This is a genomic window from Acinetobacter ihumii, from assembly GCF_900625095.1.
Classification (GTDB): Bacteria; Pseudomonadota; Gammaproteobacteria; order Pseudomonadales; family Moraxellaceae; genus Acinetobacter; species Acinetobacter ihumii.
In genome coordinates, this window is record NZ_LR130760.1 from 515,646 (window position 1) to 532,618 (window position 16,973).

Below are 16,973 nucleotides of genomic sequence, written 5' to 3' on the forward strand. Positions count from 1 at the left end.
TTTCGCTGTTTATTCTGGTTGCATGCTCATAAATGTTCGATAAATCTTAATGTATGCAAGAAACTTAAAACGAAAGACTTGAGAACAAATCTCTCGATGATTTACAAATGACCTATTTTAAAAACAACATTTAATGGTTTGTTTCAAACCATCTTATTTAGGAAAACTCTGATAATTTTCCATAAAATTCATCGACTTTAGACTGTGAATATTTCAGCATGTTTGCATTGCGAATCTGGCAATCTTGTAAACTTTCAGTTGCACCACTTTGACCGACAGACCGTGATACATCCTGAACAAATTTGCACATCGCATACCTCTTTTCAGAAAACTCCTGCAATTTTTGTTCAAGTTGTGTATCTGCATCAGGATTATTTTCAAAATGTTGCAACATTTCTGATAATTCAACAGCATCTTGTACCGCCATTGTTCCGCCTTGTCCCATAAAAGGGGTGGATGCATGCGCAGCATCACCAATGATAATGGTTCGGCCTTTATTCCATGGTGGAGGCATGTGAATTTCCTCAACAGCCGTATATAAAATATCTGTTGCTGGATTTAGTTCCTCAAGCAATCGTGCGACTTCACCGCCAGTAAAATCAGAAAATTCATGACGCATGTATTGATGCCATTGTTCTTTAGGCTTCCAGACTTTATCGGTATCGACCACCGTGCCAAACATATACATTTTGTCATGACTAATCGGCAGGATTCCAACACGCTTTCCGACTCCCATTTGCATAATCTTTTTGGTTACATGTTTGGGACGTTGATGCACACTGCGCCATACACAAAAACCTGTATACGTCGGTTCTATTTCTGGATTTATAAAATTACGAATGTGTGATCGGACACCATCTGCTCCAACAATCAAATCAAAAGTTGCAGTTTTTCCATTGGAATATTCTACTTGTATCGGTTGGATCGAATCTATTTCATGAAGCGTTTCAAGCGTCGTTCCCATTTCAAATTCGATACCAAGCTCCTGCATTCGCTCCACCAATACCCGATGCAATTCAGCACGTTTAATACCTAAAATGCCCGGAATATCCGGTTGCATACGAGGATAATGCGTATTAACAATGGTCTCTCCGGTATGCGTGAAATATTGATTTTCATCCTGCTCAATTTCAAAACCATTTGCAATTAGAGCAGACAATACCCCTAACTTTTTAAAATGTGCCAATCCATTGGAATAAATAAAAATCCCAGAGCTGTTAAATTGAATCTCTTTAGCTTTTTCTAAAATTGTGACTTTTTTACCCATCTGACTAAAAGCAATCGCAGCACTACAACCTGCAATACCCGCACCTACCACCAAAATACGGTCAACCTGATGTGTCATTTTACTGACCTCCCATTCATTTCGTTCACTTAGAGCACACATTTACAAATTTTTATGATTATTTGCTGCTTTAAATTTGATTCGCAAAAAAAAGTGTTTAACCTAAAGTTAAATGTAAAAAGAGGTCGACATTTGAAAGATTTGGAGCAAATTACTGCTCGTCAATTAGAAGTGTTTAGTGTGTTGATGACCAGTAAAGGCTTAAAGGAATCGGCATTAAGACTGAATTGTTCGATGGCCGCGATTAGTAAAACCATCAAGAGCTTGGAACAAATCACGCAAGTAGAACTGTTTACACAAATTGGTAATCGGTTACAGCCAACACAGGCCGCCAAACAATTGTTACCCATGATTCAGCATAGCTTGCGTCAGTTTGATTTAGCACGTCATGCTTTTTTAACTTTAGGCAAACAACAGCAAAATTATCTTCGGATTGGTGTGGGTGGTGGAGCATTACCAGCTCTAGTGCCACAAGCGATTAAACATTTTAAACAATCTTATCCAGAGATTCGTTTTGAGATCATTTCAGAACCCACGCAAAAATTGTTAAACCTGATTTCAAATCATCAACTTGATCTTGCGATTGCGACACCCGCTCCTCAAGATACTGCGCCCGAAATACTGGCACTGTGCCATATTCATGAATTGACTGAAACTGCGCTGGTTGCAGCCGTTCATCATCACCATCCCTTGGCGAGTAAAAATTTGATTACGCCCCATGATCTTGCTGATCAAAAGCTCATTACCATCTATTCAAGCTCTCCAACGACTCTCATGCTCCATGCTGCATTTCGGGAACATCAGATTGAACCTCATTTAGACATCACCGTCAGCAACAGTACGAGTGCCTGCTATTTAATTCAGGCTCAACTTGGCATTGGTCTCATCCATCCTGAAGCTCTTGCAACAGATGCATTTCCTACCATTCAACGCATCGCTTTTGCGCCGCGTATTTCAATGCGAACTTATGCTTATGTGCCTCAACATAAATCAGATTTGTCCATAGTGGAATTATTTCTAAAAAGCATTAAAACAATTTTAAATCTGGAAACTCATGCCCCCTAATCAGAATACTTTTCAATGAATTTCAACGCCTAACATATTGATTCAATATGTAATTATTTATTTCATTTTGTAAAAATGTCTAGCTCGATTAGAATAGCCCCAATTTGAAGTTTTAGATTTATCCTCCCATGTCTGATTTACAAGACTCTGCACCAAAATCAGGTGAAAAACTGGATCTGATTTATGGTCTGAATGATCGTCCTGCACCTTTTGTTGCCTTTCTTGCCGCATTACAACATCTTTTGGCGATTATTGTTCCGATTGTGACACCCGGACTGCTTATTTGTCTGGCACTGGGCGTTTCTCGTGAAGAAACCAACATGATTTTATCCATGTCATTGGTCATTTCAGGCATCGCGACTTTTTTGCAATGTAAAAAAGTCGGACCTTTGGGCGCAGGTTTATTGATTGTTCAAGGTACCAGTTTTAATTTTATCGGCCCGATTATCGGGATTGGTAGTGCAATGGTGGCAGCAGGTACACCTGTCAATCAGGTGATGGCAGCCATTTTTGGCGTGGTGATTGTAGGATCATTCATTGAAATGGGCGTGTCGCGTATTTTACCATGGGTCAAAAAGCTGATTACGCCTTTGGTGACAGGCATTGTGGTGCTGATGATTGGTTTAACCTTGATTAAAGAAGGTTTAATCAGTATGGGTGGTGGTTATCAGGCGATGCAGAATCAGACGTTTGCCAGTACAGATAATCTCATCATGTCCTGCACTGTACTTGCGATTATTATCCTGCTCAATCGTATTCAAGTGGTTTGGATTAAAAGCTCTGCGATTTTGATTGCGCTGATTGCAGGCTACGCTTTAGCCGGGATTATGGGGCATCTGGATTTTTCAGCGCTACACGATACACCTTGGGTACAGATTCCAACACCGATGCATTTTGGTTTAAGCTTTTCATGGAGCTTATTTATCCCAATGGCATTTATTTATCTGGTAACGTCATTAGAGGCAATTGGTGATATTACTGCCACCAGTAAACTTTCTAACCAACCCGTCAATGGTCCAACATGGATGGAACGCATTAAAGGTGGTGTACTGGTCAATGGTGCTAATTCATTACTTGCTGGTTTATTTAATACCTTTCCAAGTTCGGTGTTTGCACAAAATAATGGTGTCATTCAATTAACAGGTGTTGCCAGTCGTTATGTCGGGATCTGGATTGCGATTTTACTGATTATACTGGGTTTGTTCCCCATGGTTTCGGGTGTAATTCAAGCCGTACCGCAAGCGGTCTTAGGCGGTGCAGTCATGGTGATGTTTGGCGCGGTGGCTGCCTCTGGTATTAATATTTTATCCAGTATTCATCTGGATCGTCGTGCGCTGTTAATTATTGCGATTTCACTGGCTTTGGGCTTAGGCGTTGCACAAGTGCCACAAATCCTTGAGCATTTACCAGAACTGTTTAAAAATATCTTTAGCTCAGGTGTAGCAACAGGTGGTATTGCTGCTTTAATCTTAAATATTGTATTACCTGAACATCAAGATCCTGAAAATCAAGCTTAATTCAGGCAATTAAAATGAATTTGCCCAGTTTGACTGGGCTTTCTTATTGATGAGAGAGAAACATGGATCCACGTAGTGAAGTGGTGCTGCGCCAACAACAATTTTTATCAGGCAAAGTTTTACTGATTAATGCGCCTGCTGACGATTTGGCTCAGGCATTACCCCCAAATGTCTCTGTCTCTATCTGGACATGGAACTTTGCTGATCATCAATATTTCGAGCAGCAGCGGTTTGATACCCATTTTTCAGTGGAATTTCCGAAGGCTGAGTTTGATCAGGTCATTATTTTTGTTCCTAAATCTAAAGAATTACTCAGCTACATTTTGCATGTTGTGACCAGCCATCTCCCACAAGGTCAATCTATTTTCTTGGTCGGCGAGAAAAAAGGCGGGGTGGAACGCGCCGCTAAACAATTACAAGTCTTAGGTAAAACTTTAAAATTGGATAGCGCACGGCACTGTCAACTTTGGCAATGTGTTTTGGCAAAAACCGAAAGCCTAAAACCACTACGACACTGGATAAAAAGCTATAAGGTACAAGTCAATCAGATCGAACTTGAAATTTGTGCATTGCCCGGCGTATTTAGTCAAAATCATCTGGATGTGGGCACTGCCATTCTTTTACCTTATCTAAATAATATAAAATCAGGTAAACTTGCCGACTTTGGTTGCGGTGCTGGGGTGATTAGTGCCTATCTGGCAAAATTAAATCAGAAAAATGAGATTTATGCGCTAGATGTCGATGCCTTTGCCCTACGCTCTACTGAACTGACATTTCACCACAATGGACTTGATTTAGACCAGCTTCGTATTCAAGCCGTCACGGGGATTCATGACGCGCCACCACAACTGGATGCGATTGTCAGCAATCCGCCTTTTCATCAAGGCATTCATACTGACTATGCTGCCAGTGAAGGTTTATGTCAACAAGCCAAACGACATTTAAGCGTTCATGGTGAATTGTGGATGGTGGCAAACCGTTTCTTAAATTATCCATTTTTGATTGAGCAACAATTTGGTCATTGCAATACCCTTGCTGACCAACAAGGATTCAAAGTGCTCTATGCCCATGCGTCCCAATGACTAAGGAATTTTCATGAGTGAAACCATTCAACCTGAAAAGCTTCAGCGTAAGCTCGGTGCTCGTCATTTAAATATGATCGCCATTGGCGGTTCAATCGGTACAGGTTTATTTCTGGCTTCAGGTTCAACCATTGCCAATGCAGGACCAGGCGGCGCATTGCTTGCCTATGCCTTGATTGGCATCATGATTTACTTCCTGATGACCAGTTTAGGCGAATTGGCGACCCACAACCCCACTTCAGGCGCATTTTTTACTTATGGTAGCCGTTATGTCGAAGACGGTTTTGGTTTTGCGCTGGGTTGGAACTATTGGTACAACTGGGCAATTACTGTAGCGTTTGAATTGGTCGCTGTTCAGTTGATTATGAAGTTCTGGTTTCCAGACTTACCCGGATTTTACTGGAGTGCCATTTTTCTGGTGGTGATCTTTGCCATTAATGCCATGACAGTCAAAGGCTTTGGCGAAAGTGAATTCTGGTTTTCCATGGTGAAAGTGGTCGCGATTATTGCCTTTATCATCATTGGTTTTTCCATGATCATCAAAATTATGATGACACCGGGAATGGCGACATTTGGTAACTGGACTTATAAAGATGCCCCATTTGTCGGTGGATTACAGGCCATGATTGGTGTGGCCATGATTGCCGGGTTCTCTTTTCAGGGTACTGAAATGGTGGGCGTGGCAGCAGGCGAATCTAAAGATCCCAAGAAAACCATTCCGCTCGCGATTAAACAGATTTTCTGGCGGATTTTGCTGTTTTATATCGTGTGTATTTTCATTATTGGCACTTTAATTTCCTATGATGACCCACGTCTTTTACAAGCTGCATCGAGTGGTGACATTGCTTTATCGCCTTTCACCTTACTTTATGAAAAAGTCGGTTTCGCCTTTGCTGCAAGCTTGATGAATGCTGTAATTTTAACTGCGATTTTATCGGCTGGGAATTCAGGTATGTATTCCTCCACTCGTATGTTGTTTGACATGGCACGTGAAGGGCGTGCGCCTAAGTGGTTTTCCAAACTGGATACCCGTGGTGTACCCATGAATGCCTTATATGCCACCACAGCCGTTGCTGCACTGTGCTTTCTGACCACCTTTATTGGCGAACAAGCTGTGTTTAACTGGCTGTTAAACATGTCAGGCATGTGTGGTTTTATTGTGTGGTTGGGTATTGCCATTTCACACTATCGTTTCCGCAAAGGTTATATAGCACAAGGTCATCAACTCGAAGATCTGGCTTATCGAGCCAAATTTTTTCCATTTGCACCCTGGTTTGCCTTTATTTTGTGTTCGATCATTATTTTGGGACAAAACTATCAAGCGGTTTTAGGCGGAAAAGTCGACTGGTTGGGCTTACTCTCGACCTATATCAGTATTCCACTATTCTTGGTGATCTGGCTCGGCTATAAATGGAAACACAAGACCAAACTGGTCTCGTATCAAGAGATGAATATCAAACCCGATCAGGATGTGTGATTTTTTTCGTCTGGATACACCATAATTCTCTCTGTTGACTTTTAAAAAGAAAGGATTAAGATGACGAACAAGATTCAAGCATTGGCGCAGTGTACATTTTAAACTGCCATTTTATATAGGATGATAGAGGAGCCACAATATGCCAGCTTTACAGGATAAACATTACTAATCATTGGCACGTTGTCAGCTCACGGACAAGTGTCAAAGATCACTTGTCCGAATGCATTCAGACCTAGCATTCGCTAGGTCTTTTTCTTTCTGTTCAGACAAATTTAATTCATAAAACGGACAGCTTAAATGGGCTTACAAAAAATTTAAAATGCAGATGTAGCCTATAGAGTGCCTGTAAAGATCTTTATTACAGAGATTGATCAAGATCGTATTTAACAACTCAGCAAAAAGACATTGACCAAGTCGTAACTCATTAGACTGATCTGGTTGATGTTATTTATATGCTTTAACAAGTCCTTTGCTTTAAGGGACAATTTAACTCCGAGGTAAACATGAAACTTGCCAAGTTATCGAAAGTCAAAGTCCGAAATCAGGTGGCTTTATCACCGTTGCTACATAAAGGAGGACTACATGAAACTGAGAAGCCCAAGGCACAGCATCGACGTGAACGCAAGCAAACCCGACACTGGCTAAAATCTACAGCTTGGGACTAACCATTGAATCTTCAACACTGATAAGGAATACAACATGAAAAACTTTATAGATTTCCATCCACCTTTCGATTTAAGCCATCGAGATAAAACAAACCCCAGTTATAGCAACTGGGGTTTGTCATTTAGGGCAGATCAAATTATAAAATGCCCAGACTTTTTTGAATATTTTCCAGATGCGGTACATAAAAAGATTGCTCTGCAATTTTTACCCGCTTAAATACCATTGGATCAGACTCAACACCTTCTTCATCCACCACTTCAGAAATACGCAAGCGAATGGACTGTGGCATGCTGTTACACATTAAAGCAAATCGCTGCGCGACATCATCGCCCTCAATCACCAGCGCGACTCCGTCCTTGACGACAGGATGATTGACTGCATAAACTGGAAGCTTAAGATCGTGCCATTCAATAGAACGAACATCCGTTGGCGTATCCAAAGCAGATAAGACAATGTTTTGCGGTAACAACATTGGAACCTGATCATGACACTCAATCATATAAGCATCGATAAACCCCGTTGAAACGGTAATTAAATGCTGAAGTTCCTGCTGGTCAATTTGAGCAGCTACAGCTTGATGATGACTCATCTCTCCCTCCTCGCTTAATTTGTTTCAAGCAATGCTTCGATATTGGCTAACAATTCAGCTTCCTGAAATGGTTTACCCATGTAATGACTGACACCCAGAGATAAAGCGCGTTCACGATGCTTTTCACCTGTACGCGAGGTAATCATGATAATTGGCATATCCTGATGCAATTCATGATGTCGTACCAAGTTGGTGACTTCAAAACCATCCATACGCGGCATTTCAATATCCAGCAACATCAAGTCTGGTTTGACATTTTCAAGCTGCTCGATAGCATCTACCCCATCTTTGGCCGTGACCACATCAAAGCCCTGACGCTCCAGCAAACGAGACGTAACTTTACGGACCGTGACTGAGTCATCCACAATCATCACCAAACGGCGTTCATCCGTTTGACGAGTTTTGTCTTTCGCATCCTGCATGTGTTTATTACGCTGGGTGGCCTGACTCTGACGGGCAATATTTTGTCCATCCAAAATCAGGCAGACATGACCATCACCTAAAATGGTTGCACCTGCAACAGCACCAATACTTGCAAACTGCTGCCCGATTGGTTTCACCACAATTTGTGCACGTGAACCCACCAGTTGGTCGACCAATAAGGCAACAGTTTGACCATGTGCCCCTTTAATTAAAAGCACGGGTAAAGAATGTGCCACGCCTGATAATTTTGGAACAGGTTGATTGTTCACAAATTCGGCCAGATAGCGTAAACGATATGCCGTATTGTCGATTTTAAAATAGTCATCCTGACTGTTAAAGTATTGCTCTAACATGCTTGGTGCAATGCGAACAATCCGGTCAATTTGTGCCAGTGGTAAAGCAAATTGCTGATCGCCAACTTTGACCATTAACGCATCGCTCACCGCGACCGTAGTCGGAACACGAATGGTAAACGTGGTGCCTGAACCAAATTTTGAATCCACACTGACATGACCACCAAGTGCTTTAATGCTACTTTGCACCACATCCAATCCAACACCACGTCCTGAAATTTGAGTCACAGTTGTTGCTGTACTGAATCCCGGATGGAAAATGTATTGCAATATTTCTTGTGCTTCCAGTTTTTGGTCAGCCGTCATCAACCCACTTTGTAAGGCTTTGGTCTTAATTTTTTCGACATCAATTCCTTTACCATCATCACTAAAACTGACCAGAACATCGGTACCTTGACGACTAATGTTAAGTTCGATTTTACCCGTTTCAGATTTACCCAGTTTCAGACGTTCTTCACGTTCTTCCAAACCATGATCGACTGCGTTTCGAAGCATATGTTCAAGCGGTGTGACCAAACGCTCCAGAATGGTTCGATCCAGTTCACCTTCCGTGTTATGTACCACCAATTCAGCTGGGCGGTTCAAACTACTCGCAGTCTGACGGACGATACGCTGTAAACGAGGTAATAGTCTTGAAAAAGGAACCAGTCGGGTACGCATCAGACTTTCCTGAATTTCAGCCTGAATGCGTGATTGTTGTAATAACAAGCCTTCTGTATCGCGAATTTTATCGGACAGTGTGGTTTTAAAATCGACCAAATCTGAGGCAGACTCTGCCAGTGATTTGGACAACTGGTTTAAAGATGAATACTGATCCATCTCTAGAGGGTCAAAATCACTATAACGCAGATTTTCGGTGCCATGTTTGGCAATAATTTGGCTCTCTAGTTCGCCTTCCATTCGACGCAACTGATCAGCCAAACGCTTAATCGCCAATTCCATTTCACTAAGCGTATTGCCTAACTGTCCTAAATCCATTTCAATTCGTGAACGGTTAATCGCGTTTTCACCAGACAGGTTGATCATTTTTTCAATCAGATCTGCTGACACACGAATCATTTCATTCGTATCATCAACCTGAACCGTATTGTCCCACTCGCCCAACATGGATGGTGGTTCAGTGCCATCGCCCTGTACAAATTCCATGACCTGCTCTTGTGAGAACAGATCTGTACGGGTAAGTTTAGCCGGAATTTGCGCACTGGTATCAATGAATTCAATATGTTCAAGACTGTGCTTTAAACCATCGTAATTATTATAAGAACGCTCAAAAATCGCATCTTTTAGCCATGCAAAAGCAGTGAATAATAAATGGTCGTAAACATTGGAGTTGAAATTTTTGACCGCAAATTGCTCAAAGGCATTTTCAAGATGCATGGCAATAATTGCGACTGGCTCTAAATCAGCCATTCGTGCACCGCCTTTCAAGCTATGCACACTCCGTTGTAACTGCAAAAGTAAACTACGGCTAGTACGATCATCAAACCAGCGTTTTAATAAAGCATCGGCATTTTCAAGAAGCTCCTCAGCTTCCTCACGGAATGTGCTTTCCACCAATGACTGAACATCATCCATTGCATGATCAGTATTTTGTTCAGTGTGCGCTGACTGGACTTGCTCAATCGGCAAATCATGCCCCTGACTTACACTGCTGAATTGAACATGATCCTTTACCATGATCTCTTCAGGACTTGATTTACTCTCTTGTTGTGTATCGAGAGCATCAAGAGAATGGTTTTCAACCGTATGTTCACTTAACTCAGTATGACCAAACTCAAGCTCATCTGCATTTATATCATCCAGTTCAAGTTCAACAGGGTGTTGAGGTTCTGATGGAGCGATATCAGACTGCGTCATTTCCGAAACTTGTGCTACAGCATCGCGTCCTTCAAGCACAGTTTCAATATTTTGTAGGAGCTGTAAGACCTGATTCGCAGGATAATCCAGCATACGATCCCGTAAGGTCTGAATACGATCGGCGATATCATCCTGAACCAAACGAATGCTTTGAATCAAATGCACCGATGGTTGCATCTGTTGATTAATCAGACGCTGATAAATTGTTTCTAACTCATGTGCAATCAGCCCCACATGGGTAGCCTGCACCATATTTGCACCGCCTTTTAAGGTATGCAAATAACGCATGAGGTTATTTAATGCGGTGGTATCAGTTTGTTGCTGTGACCAAGTATTCAGATCAGCATCCATACCTGCCAACAGTTCATCGGCTTCTTCCAGAAAAATATCCAGAAGGTCTGCATCAAAATGGCGATTGCTTTGTTCCGAATCGACTTGCTGATGATCCAACTGGATAAGTGCCGAGATTTGTGACAGATCAAACCTTGCCAAATCAGGCTCAGTCGTCGTGGATGCATCTGCCATATTTTGTGTTGATGCTAATGAATGCTCATCTAACAGCGTCGCGCTGCTTTGCTGTTCAAGTTCTGGAGTCTCCAAATCTTGCTCAACAAAGTCATGTAATTCATCAATAATACCCAGTTGATCCTGACCCAGACTCACACGTTGTCCTGCTGCCAAAAGATCAAAAAAATGAATGAGCTGTTGATGTGCCTTCGCAAAAACATCAAAAGCAAAATCAATATGAAGTAATGCAGGTTTATCTAACAAAGCGTTATAAGCTTGTTTAAGGTGTAACAGATAATCATGCAGCCCTTGTGCTGCACGGTTATTGCTATGTTCAATCAGGGACTGGCTTTCAGCAGTTAAAATGTGCAGATATTCAGGGAACTGTTGTTTCACCCGTTTTTCAAATTCTTCATCCGCATTGAGCAAATGGTCAATATTGAGCTGTAATAAGGCCGTTACGATGCTTTGCGGCTGCTCGGCGTCATGTGAAATTTCTTCAATATTAAAGCCATAATTATCCCACGCCTGATTGAACTTTTGATCAATCAGATCAAGCTGTTGTACAGAACCATGCTGTTGCAAAATATGCAAATAATCACGAACAAACTCGACATAATAGGTCAACAACCCCATCTCGTTCGAGGTGGAATGTAAATCATCTTGCATCAATGCTTTAAATAAGCTTTCTACTTTACTGCTGGCATCAAAAATTTGTTGAATATGTGCCATGGATGAGCTGCCGCGCAAAGTATGCAATGCACGAACAAGTTGATTGTAATCCTGATCGCTGGTCTCATCCTGTTGTAAAAATCGGTCAACGGTTTGTAAATGCTCTTCTGCTTCTTCAAAGAAAATAGCCAAAGTTTCTTCAATTAAACTTTCATCTTCTTTCGAATCAATTTCGACAGATGCTGCCTGAGTTGTTGGTTCTGTTAAAGCGGTGTGTGAAGAGTCGGTAAATTCAAGGGTTTCAGAAATCGGTGCTGCGCTTTCATCATCTTCTAAAATAGTCACCACTGTTGCAGTATTCAGATCTTCTGCCAATGAAAGCAATCCTTCCAAAGCTGGTTCGACACTGCTTTGCTGTTGCAGTTGTTGACCCAACATGATGAGAGGGCGAATATCAAGATGATGCGACTGAACCTGTTTAAAATCATCGTAAAATTTATAACGATATACATTAAAAGCCGCTTGCACATAACGCTGTAAGTCTGCGCTTAGTGGCAAAGTCGCGGCAATCACGCGGTTTAAGGTTTCTTCAACCGTCCATGCGAGCTCACTGGACGATTTTGCTCCCACCATTCGCCCAGACCCTTTAAGCGTATGGAAATGACGGCGAATATTGGCCAATAAACCAGACTCATCTGGTTGGAGTCGCCACTGAGGAATAAGCTGATCTAATTCCTGAAAAATTTCTTCTAGTTCTTCTATAAAAATTTCAAGAATTTCCGAATCCTGATCGCGATAACTGTCTTCAGGTAAACTTATGTTTTCAACAAGATGTTTTAATATTTCTTTCATAACGAAGGCTTCTTTCGTTGATCTACCCTGATGGTAAAACTTGACCTAGACCACCCTACAAATCATTGCTCTGGTCAGGTGTCATCTTGACGATGCTGTAACGGTAAGACAAACATACATGTGTCTTACCGTGGAATGAATGCTTACTCAGGGAGTTTAAAGTCAGATACAGACTCACGTAACGACTCTGCCATATTTGCAAGTTCAGAAACTGAGCGTGCCGTATCAAAAGTAGCAGTGGTCGTTTGTGACGTAATTTCCTGTACGACTGTCATGGTATTGGCAATATGGCTGGCAGATGCCGACTGAAGTTTTGCCGCATTGGAAATGTTGGCAATCAGTTTTGCAAGATTGCTGGATACATTTTGAATCTCATCCAGTGCAACCCCCGCATCTTTTGCCAAATTCGCACCACGCACGACCTCAGAGGTGGTTTGCTCCATAGAGATCACCGCCTCGTTGGTATCGGTTTGAATGGTTTTTACCAGACTCTCAATCTGTTTGGTTGCAGAAGCTGAACGTTCTGCAAGACGCTGGACTTCATCGGCAACCACCGCAAAACCACGACCGGCTTCGCCCGCCATAGAGGCCTGAATTGCAGCATTCAATGCCAGAATGTTAGTTTGGTCAGCAATATCGTTAATCAGTGAGACGATGTTTCCAATTTCCTGAGAAGATTCACCCAAACGCTTAATACGCTTCGAGGTTTCCTGAATCTGTTCACGAATAGTATCCATCCCTTCAATTGATCGGTTTACAACATCAGCACCATTCGATGCAATTTGTACAGAACGCTCCGCAACCTCAGCAGATTCGGCGGCATTGGCCGATACCTGATCAATCGACACCGCCATTTCATTAATCGCGGCTGATGCGCCTGCAATTTCCTGAGCCTGATGCTCAGAGGCTTCAGCTAACTGGTTGGTAATGGTTCGCGTATCTTGGGTATAGCGTGCAACTTCCTGTGAAGTATCGGTAATTCGTGAGACCAGATCACGTAATTGGTCAATCGCGAAGTTAATCGAGTCGGCAATTGCCCCTGTAAAATCTTCTGATACTGTCGCATAAGAACGTAAATCACCATCTGCCAAGTCTGCAATTTCATCCAGTAATCGTAAAATCGCATTCTGGTTACGGTCATATTCATCCTGCAAACGATTCACGCGCGATTTATCCATCACACGACGTAAAGACAGGAGTTTAAAGATCGTGAGCGCAAAACCAATGAGAAAGAGCAATAACAGAACCGCAGGAATGACATTTGACCAGTTTGAATCGGCTTTATCTGAAAGGTTGTTTAAAGCGGTTAACATTTCATCAGATTGAGAGAAAATCTGCGACGATGCCTGACGAACTTTTACAATCTGGTTGGCATTTTGGAACACGGTCGAGGATGCTGTTTTTAGTACTTCATCGTATTCAGTTTTAATACTTTCAACTGACTCACGTAATGAAGCATCACTCACGCGGTCTACACCCAAATCAGCACTACCATTAAGTTGCGCATTCAGATAAGCACCAAAGGTTTCAATGTCAGCACTAAAGTCATCAGCAGACGCACGTGCATTTTCTGTACCAATCAATACCGAACTAATCGAACGTAAAATACGTTCCGCAATAAACACTTGGTTTTTCGCAATGACCACCTGACTACTTGGCATATTCAGACGCGCCATTTGGTCAACCATCAGGTTATATTCAGCCTGAATTCCCGGAATCGATTCACCAATTGCAATATTGGTATCGTAGAGTTGATTAATCAATTTTTGTTGTGAGGTGATCATATCGACATTGGCCGATACATTTTTCCAAAGTTGATTCACTTTTTGATATTCTTCGGAAGATCCGCCATGCCCCTCTACAATGTCCAGATTCTCTGCAAATTGTTGTTTTGATTTTTTCAAATGTTCAATTGCGTCAGGAGAACCTGATGCAGTTGCATCCGTCGCCTGACGTGGAATGGTTTGCGATAATAGACGCAACTGTCCCAGACTACGCGTTAACTCATTATTTCTTGGGACGCTATAAAACAAATAAATTAACGTTACAACCGACAGAAATAAAAAGATGATCGCTGCATAAATAATCGGCTTGGTTTTTTCAGTTTCACCAAAGAGTCGCGCGAATTGATCAAGCTGAACCTGAATTTTGCTAAAAAAAGCAGAACCGTTTTTATGACTTACATTTTCAGTTGTGTTTTTCTTTTTGAGTTTAAAGCCCATGCAGCTTCTCCCTTTCCCCTGTATACACCCAATAAAATTAAAAGCGTACGGAAGTTAATTTATAAATCTGACTGAAGCATTCATATAGTGTGGATTTTTCAACAGCTGGCTAAATAAAAACACATGCCAATGCTGGTTATGTTGATAAAAATAACCTTGGCAATATGCTTTTAATTTTTGATCCAGCTCTTCACTTTTTGAAAAAAAACTTCGTTTATTAAAGTGCTGAATTCCCAGAACCTGATCCACAACCAAACCGACATAATGGTCATTGTGACTGATACATAACACTTTTTGACTGGGCGAAAACTGAGAACGTTGACCAGAGACAAAATGTGTTAAATCAGACACTGAAAGTAATCGTCCACGAATATTTGCCAATCCCTTTACCCACGGCTGAGCATTTGGAACAGGCGTATATTTTGGCGGATAAATCACCTCAGTGACTTCGCCAAGCGGCGCAACAAAATATTGCCCCATCATTTCAAAGGCAATACCTGACCATCGGCTTACTTCATTTTGGTTAGAGGCATAACTACGATTGCCTCGTTTTGCAAGTCGAAGTAACTCGATAAATCCATTTGCTGCCATGCCTGCTATCCTAGATTGAGATTCTGTTGAATCACTTCGATAAGCTTGCTTTCTTCAATCGGTTTGGTCAAATAATCGCGTGCTCCCTGACGTTTTCCCCAAACCCGGTCTGTTGCCTGATCTTTGGTACTCACAATGACCACAGGAATGTGCTTGGTATGTTCTCCACGACTGATTTCGCGTGTTGCCTGAAAACCATTCACGCCTGGCATGACCACATCCATGAGTACCAGATCAGGCTGCTCGGCTTGCGCCATTGTGACCCCGTCTGCCCCATTGGAAGCTTCTATCACCTCAAAACCGTGTTTTGTTAATATTTCTCTAAAGCGAAATGTTTCTGTAGGTGAATCATCTACAATTAAAATACGTGCCATTTTCTTCCCCAACGTTTTTCTTTAATTCATTTATGTATTTATATGATTTTTGATCGCATTTAATAATTCATCTTTACTAAATGGTTTAGTCAAATATTCATCCGACCCAACAATTCGGCCTTTGGCCTGATCAAATAAACCGTCTTTACTCGACAGCATAATGACTGGAATATTCTGATAATTTTGTGAATTTTTAATCAATGCACAGGTTTGATAACCATCCAGACGTGGCATCATAATATCAACAAATACGATATCTGGATTTGCTTCAGCAATTTTGGATAATGCTTCAAAGCCATCAACAGCGGTGATGACCTCAAATCCTTCACGTTGTAGCAGTGTTTCAGCAGTACGGCGAATGGTTTTTGAATCATCAATGACCATGACTTTGAGATTTTGAAATTTATCTTCCATTTAATGATCCTTTCCCCATTTTGAATATGGACGATAACAGAATATAGCCCATAACAGAGGCTTTCATTGTTTTTACAGATTATGACCTTTTTTAACATATTACTACTTGTGTGATCAATGAAGGTTTTTTGACGCTTAAACACACTTTTATTTAAAATCACCAAACCAATCACAATTTATGCCTTGTTATGATTTTTTTTTGAGTTTTTCCTATTTTTAATTGGATGATTTACAACTAATATAGGTCTGTGAAAATTTAAAAAATATAAGTAATTGAGTTGGCTTTTAATTTTTGGGGAAAAGCATGAACAATCGAGTGAATTGCCAAACGCTCGTCAAGCGATACAAGCACTTTAGCCATTTTAGCATGATCATACTCAGCTTTTTCTTTGGCTTCACTGCTACCCATGCGGCGACTGAACAACCGCGAGCTGTTTGGTATCGTTACTATGATCAAAAAGGGATCGCCAATATTAGTAGCTCGGTAACACCTGCCCATATTCGCTATGGTTATGAAGCACTTGATCGGAATATGCAAGTCATTAAACGTAGCAAACCCTACAATGTCGAAGCAGATTTACGCCAGTCAAGTCAGCGACAAGCAGCGGCACGCCAGCGTGAGCAAGATTTAAAACTCAAACGTGCCTATGGCAATACCGCCATTGCAACTGAAAAGCAGAATCAGGCCTTGCTTGGGATAAAAAAACAAATCATGGTGCAGCAAGATCAACTCAAACAATTGCAAAGCGATCGCATTCTGTTTAAACGTCAGGAAATGGAATATCTGCGTAAAGGCGAAACGACCATTCCGCAGCGTTTAAAAGATCAACTCAAACAGAATGAACAAAATATTGATGACATGAAACAAAATCTGACGGCCTTACAAAATAATTATCGTAGCACGCAAGAACATTATTCCAACATTATAAGCCGCTTAAAAGCACTGGAATAATCGCTATAATCCTGA

13 protein-coding genes are annotated in these 16,973 nt (G+C 41.4%); 6 read left to right on the forward strand and 7 right to left on the reverse strand.

All coding sequences use genetic code 11. The annotated features are described in order from the left end of the window. Nucleotides 1–157 precede the first annotated feature (157 nt). A complete protein-coding gene (locus tag E0D95_RS02395; RefSeq protein ID WP_130802371.1) occupies nt 158–1,345 on the reverse strand; it encodes an FAD-dependent oxidoreductase in 1,188 nt (395 codons plus the stop codon). Between the two features lie 132 nt (nt 1,346–1,477). On the opposite strand from E0D95_RS02395, the gene E0D95_RS02400 reads away from it, so the two are divergent. From E0D95_RS02400 to E0D95_RS15645, 5 genes are all read left to right on the forward strand, one after another. Further along, nucleotides 1,478–2,410: a LysR family transcriptional regulator gene (locus E0D95_RS02400; protein WP_165443226.1), complete on the forward strand. Its 933-nt coding sequence runs from the start codon at nt 1,478–1,480 to the stop codon at nt 2,408–2,410. A 128-nt stretch (nt 2,411–2,538) separates the two neighbouring features. Continuing rightward, nucleotides 2,539–3,927, forward strand: a complete 1,389-nt coding sequence (locus E0D95_RS02405; protein ID WP_130802373.1) for a uracil-xanthine permease family protein — start codon at nt 2,539–2,541, stop codon at nt 3,925–3,927. 62 nt (nt 3,928–3,989) lie between these two features. Next, complete coding sequence (locus E0D95_RS02410) at nt 3,990–5,009, forward strand: methyltransferase (protein WP_130802374.1); 1,020 nt, start codon at nt 3,990–3,992, stop codon at nt 5,007–5,009. Between the two features lie 13 nt (nt 5,010–5,022). Further along, nucleotides 5,023–6,486: an amino acid permease gene (locus tag E0D95_RS02415; RefSeq protein WP_130802375.1), complete on the forward strand. Its 1,464-nt coding sequence runs from the start codon at nt 5,023–5,025 to the stop codon at nt 6,484–6,486. A 503-nt stretch (nt 6,487–6,989) separates the two neighbouring features. Beyond that, nucleotides 6,990–7,151 carry a hypothetical protein gene (locus E0D95_RS15645; protein ID WP_165443227.1) on the forward strand — a complete coding sequence of 54 codons (162 nt, stop codon included), beginning with the start codon at nt 6,990–6,992 and terminating at the stop codon, nt 7,149–7,151. Nucleotides 7,152–7,288: 137 nt separating this feature from the next. Here the strand turns inward: E0D95_RS15645 and E0D95_RS02420 are convergent, their stop codons facing one another. From E0D95_RS02420 to pilG, 6 genes are all read right to left on the reverse strand, one after another. Then, nucleotides 7,289–7,741: a hypothetical protein gene (locus E0D95_RS02420; protein ID WP_130802376.1), complete on the reverse strand. Its 453-nt coding sequence runs from the start codon at nt 7,739–7,741 to the stop codon at nt 7,289–7,291. A gap of 14 nt (nt 7,742–7,755) precedes the next feature. After that, nucleotides 7,756–12,405 (reverse strand): hybrid sensor histidine kinase/response regulator, encoded by a 4,650-nt coding sequence (locus E0D95_RS02425; RefSeq protein ID WP_130802377.1) that lies wholly within the window; start codon nt 12,403–12,405, stop codon nt 7,756–7,758. Between the two features lie 143 nt (nt 12,406–12,548). After that, nucleotides 12,549–14,627, reverse strand: coding sequence for a methyl-accepting chemotaxis protein (locus E0D95_RS02430; protein WP_130802378.1), 2,079 nt, complete (start codon nt 14,625–14,627; stop codon nt 12,549–12,551). Between the two features lie 54 nt (nt 14,628–14,681). Further along, nucleotides 14,682–15,218 carry a chemotaxis protein CheW gene (locus E0D95_RS02435; RefSeq protein ID WP_130802379.1) on the reverse strand — a complete coding sequence of 179 codons (537 nt, stop codon included), beginning with the start codon at nt 15,216–15,218 and terminating at the stop codon, nt 14,682–14,684. Between the two features lie 5 nt (nt 15,219–15,223). Then, entirely contained in the window at nt 15,224–15,592 is a 369-nt protein-coding gene (locus E0D95_RS02440; RefSeq protein ID WP_130802380.1) for a response regulator, read from the reverse strand. 30 nt (nt 15,593–15,622) lie between these two features. Further along, complete coding sequence (pilG, locus tag E0D95_RS02445; RefSeq protein ID WP_130802381.1) at nt 15,623–16,006, reverse strand: twitching motility response regulator PilG; 384 nt, start codon at nt 16,004–16,006, stop codon at nt 15,623–15,625. Nucleotides 16,007–16,373: 367 nt separating this feature from the next. Between pilG and E0D95_RS02450 the strand changes: the two genes are divergently transcribed. Further along, nucleotides 16,374–16,958: a hypothetical protein gene (locus tag E0D95_RS02450; RefSeq protein ID WP_228258823.1), complete on the forward strand. Its 585-nt coding sequence runs from the start codon at nt 16,374–16,376 to the stop codon at nt 16,956–16,958. The last annotated feature ends 15 nt before the right edge of the window (nt 16,959–16,973 follow it).

Bases quoted from the DNA above. Each gene is read 5' to 3' on its own strand.
- E0D95_RS02395 (WP_130802371.1), bottom strand. From the start codon at position 1,345: ATGACACATCAGGTTGACCGTATTTTGGTGGTAGGTGCGGGTATTGCA.
- E0D95_RS02405 (WP_130802373.1), top strand. From the start codon at position 2,539: ATGTCTGATTTACAAGACTCTGCACCAAAATCAGGTGAAAAACTGGAT.
- E0D95_RS02410 (WP_130802374.1), top strand. From the start codon at position 3,990: ATGGATCCACGTAGTGAAGTGGTGCTGCGCCAACAACAATTTTTATCA.
- E0D95_RS02415 (WP_130802375.1), top strand. From the start codon at position 5,023: ATGAGTGAAACCATTCAACCTGAAAAGCTTCAGCGTAAGCTCGGTGCT.
- E0D95_RS15645 (WP_165443227.1), top strand. From the start codon at position 6,990: ATGAAACTTGCCAAGTTATCGAAAGTCAAAGTCCGAAATCAGGTGGCT.
- E0D95_RS02420 (WP_130802376.1), bottom strand. From the start codon at position 7,741: ATGAGTCATCATCAAGCTGTAGCTGCTCAAATTGACCAGCAGGAACTT.
- E0D95_RS02425 (WP_130802377.1), bottom strand. From the start codon at position 12,405: ATGAAAGAAATATTAAAACATCTTGTTGAAAACATAAGTTTACCTGAA.
- E0D95_RS02430 (WP_130802378.1), bottom strand. From the start codon at position 14,627: ATGGGCTTTAAACTCAAAAAGAAAAACACAACTGAAAATGTAAGTCAT.
- E0D95_RS02435 (WP_130802379.1), bottom strand. From the start codon at position 15,218: ATGGCAGCAAATGGATTTATCGAGTTACTTCGACTTGCAAAACGAGGC.
- E0D95_RS02440 (WP_130802380.1), bottom strand. From the start codon at position 15,592: ATGGCACGTATTTTAATTGTAGATGATTCACCTACAGAAACATTTCGC.
- pilG (WP_130802381.1), bottom strand. From the start codon at position 16,006: ATGGAAGATAAATTTCAAAATCTCAAAGTCATGGTCATTGATGATTCA.
- E0D95_RS02450 (WP_228258823.1), top strand. From the start codon at position 16,374: ATGATCATACTCAGCTTTTTCTTTGGCTTCACTGCTACCCATGCGGCG.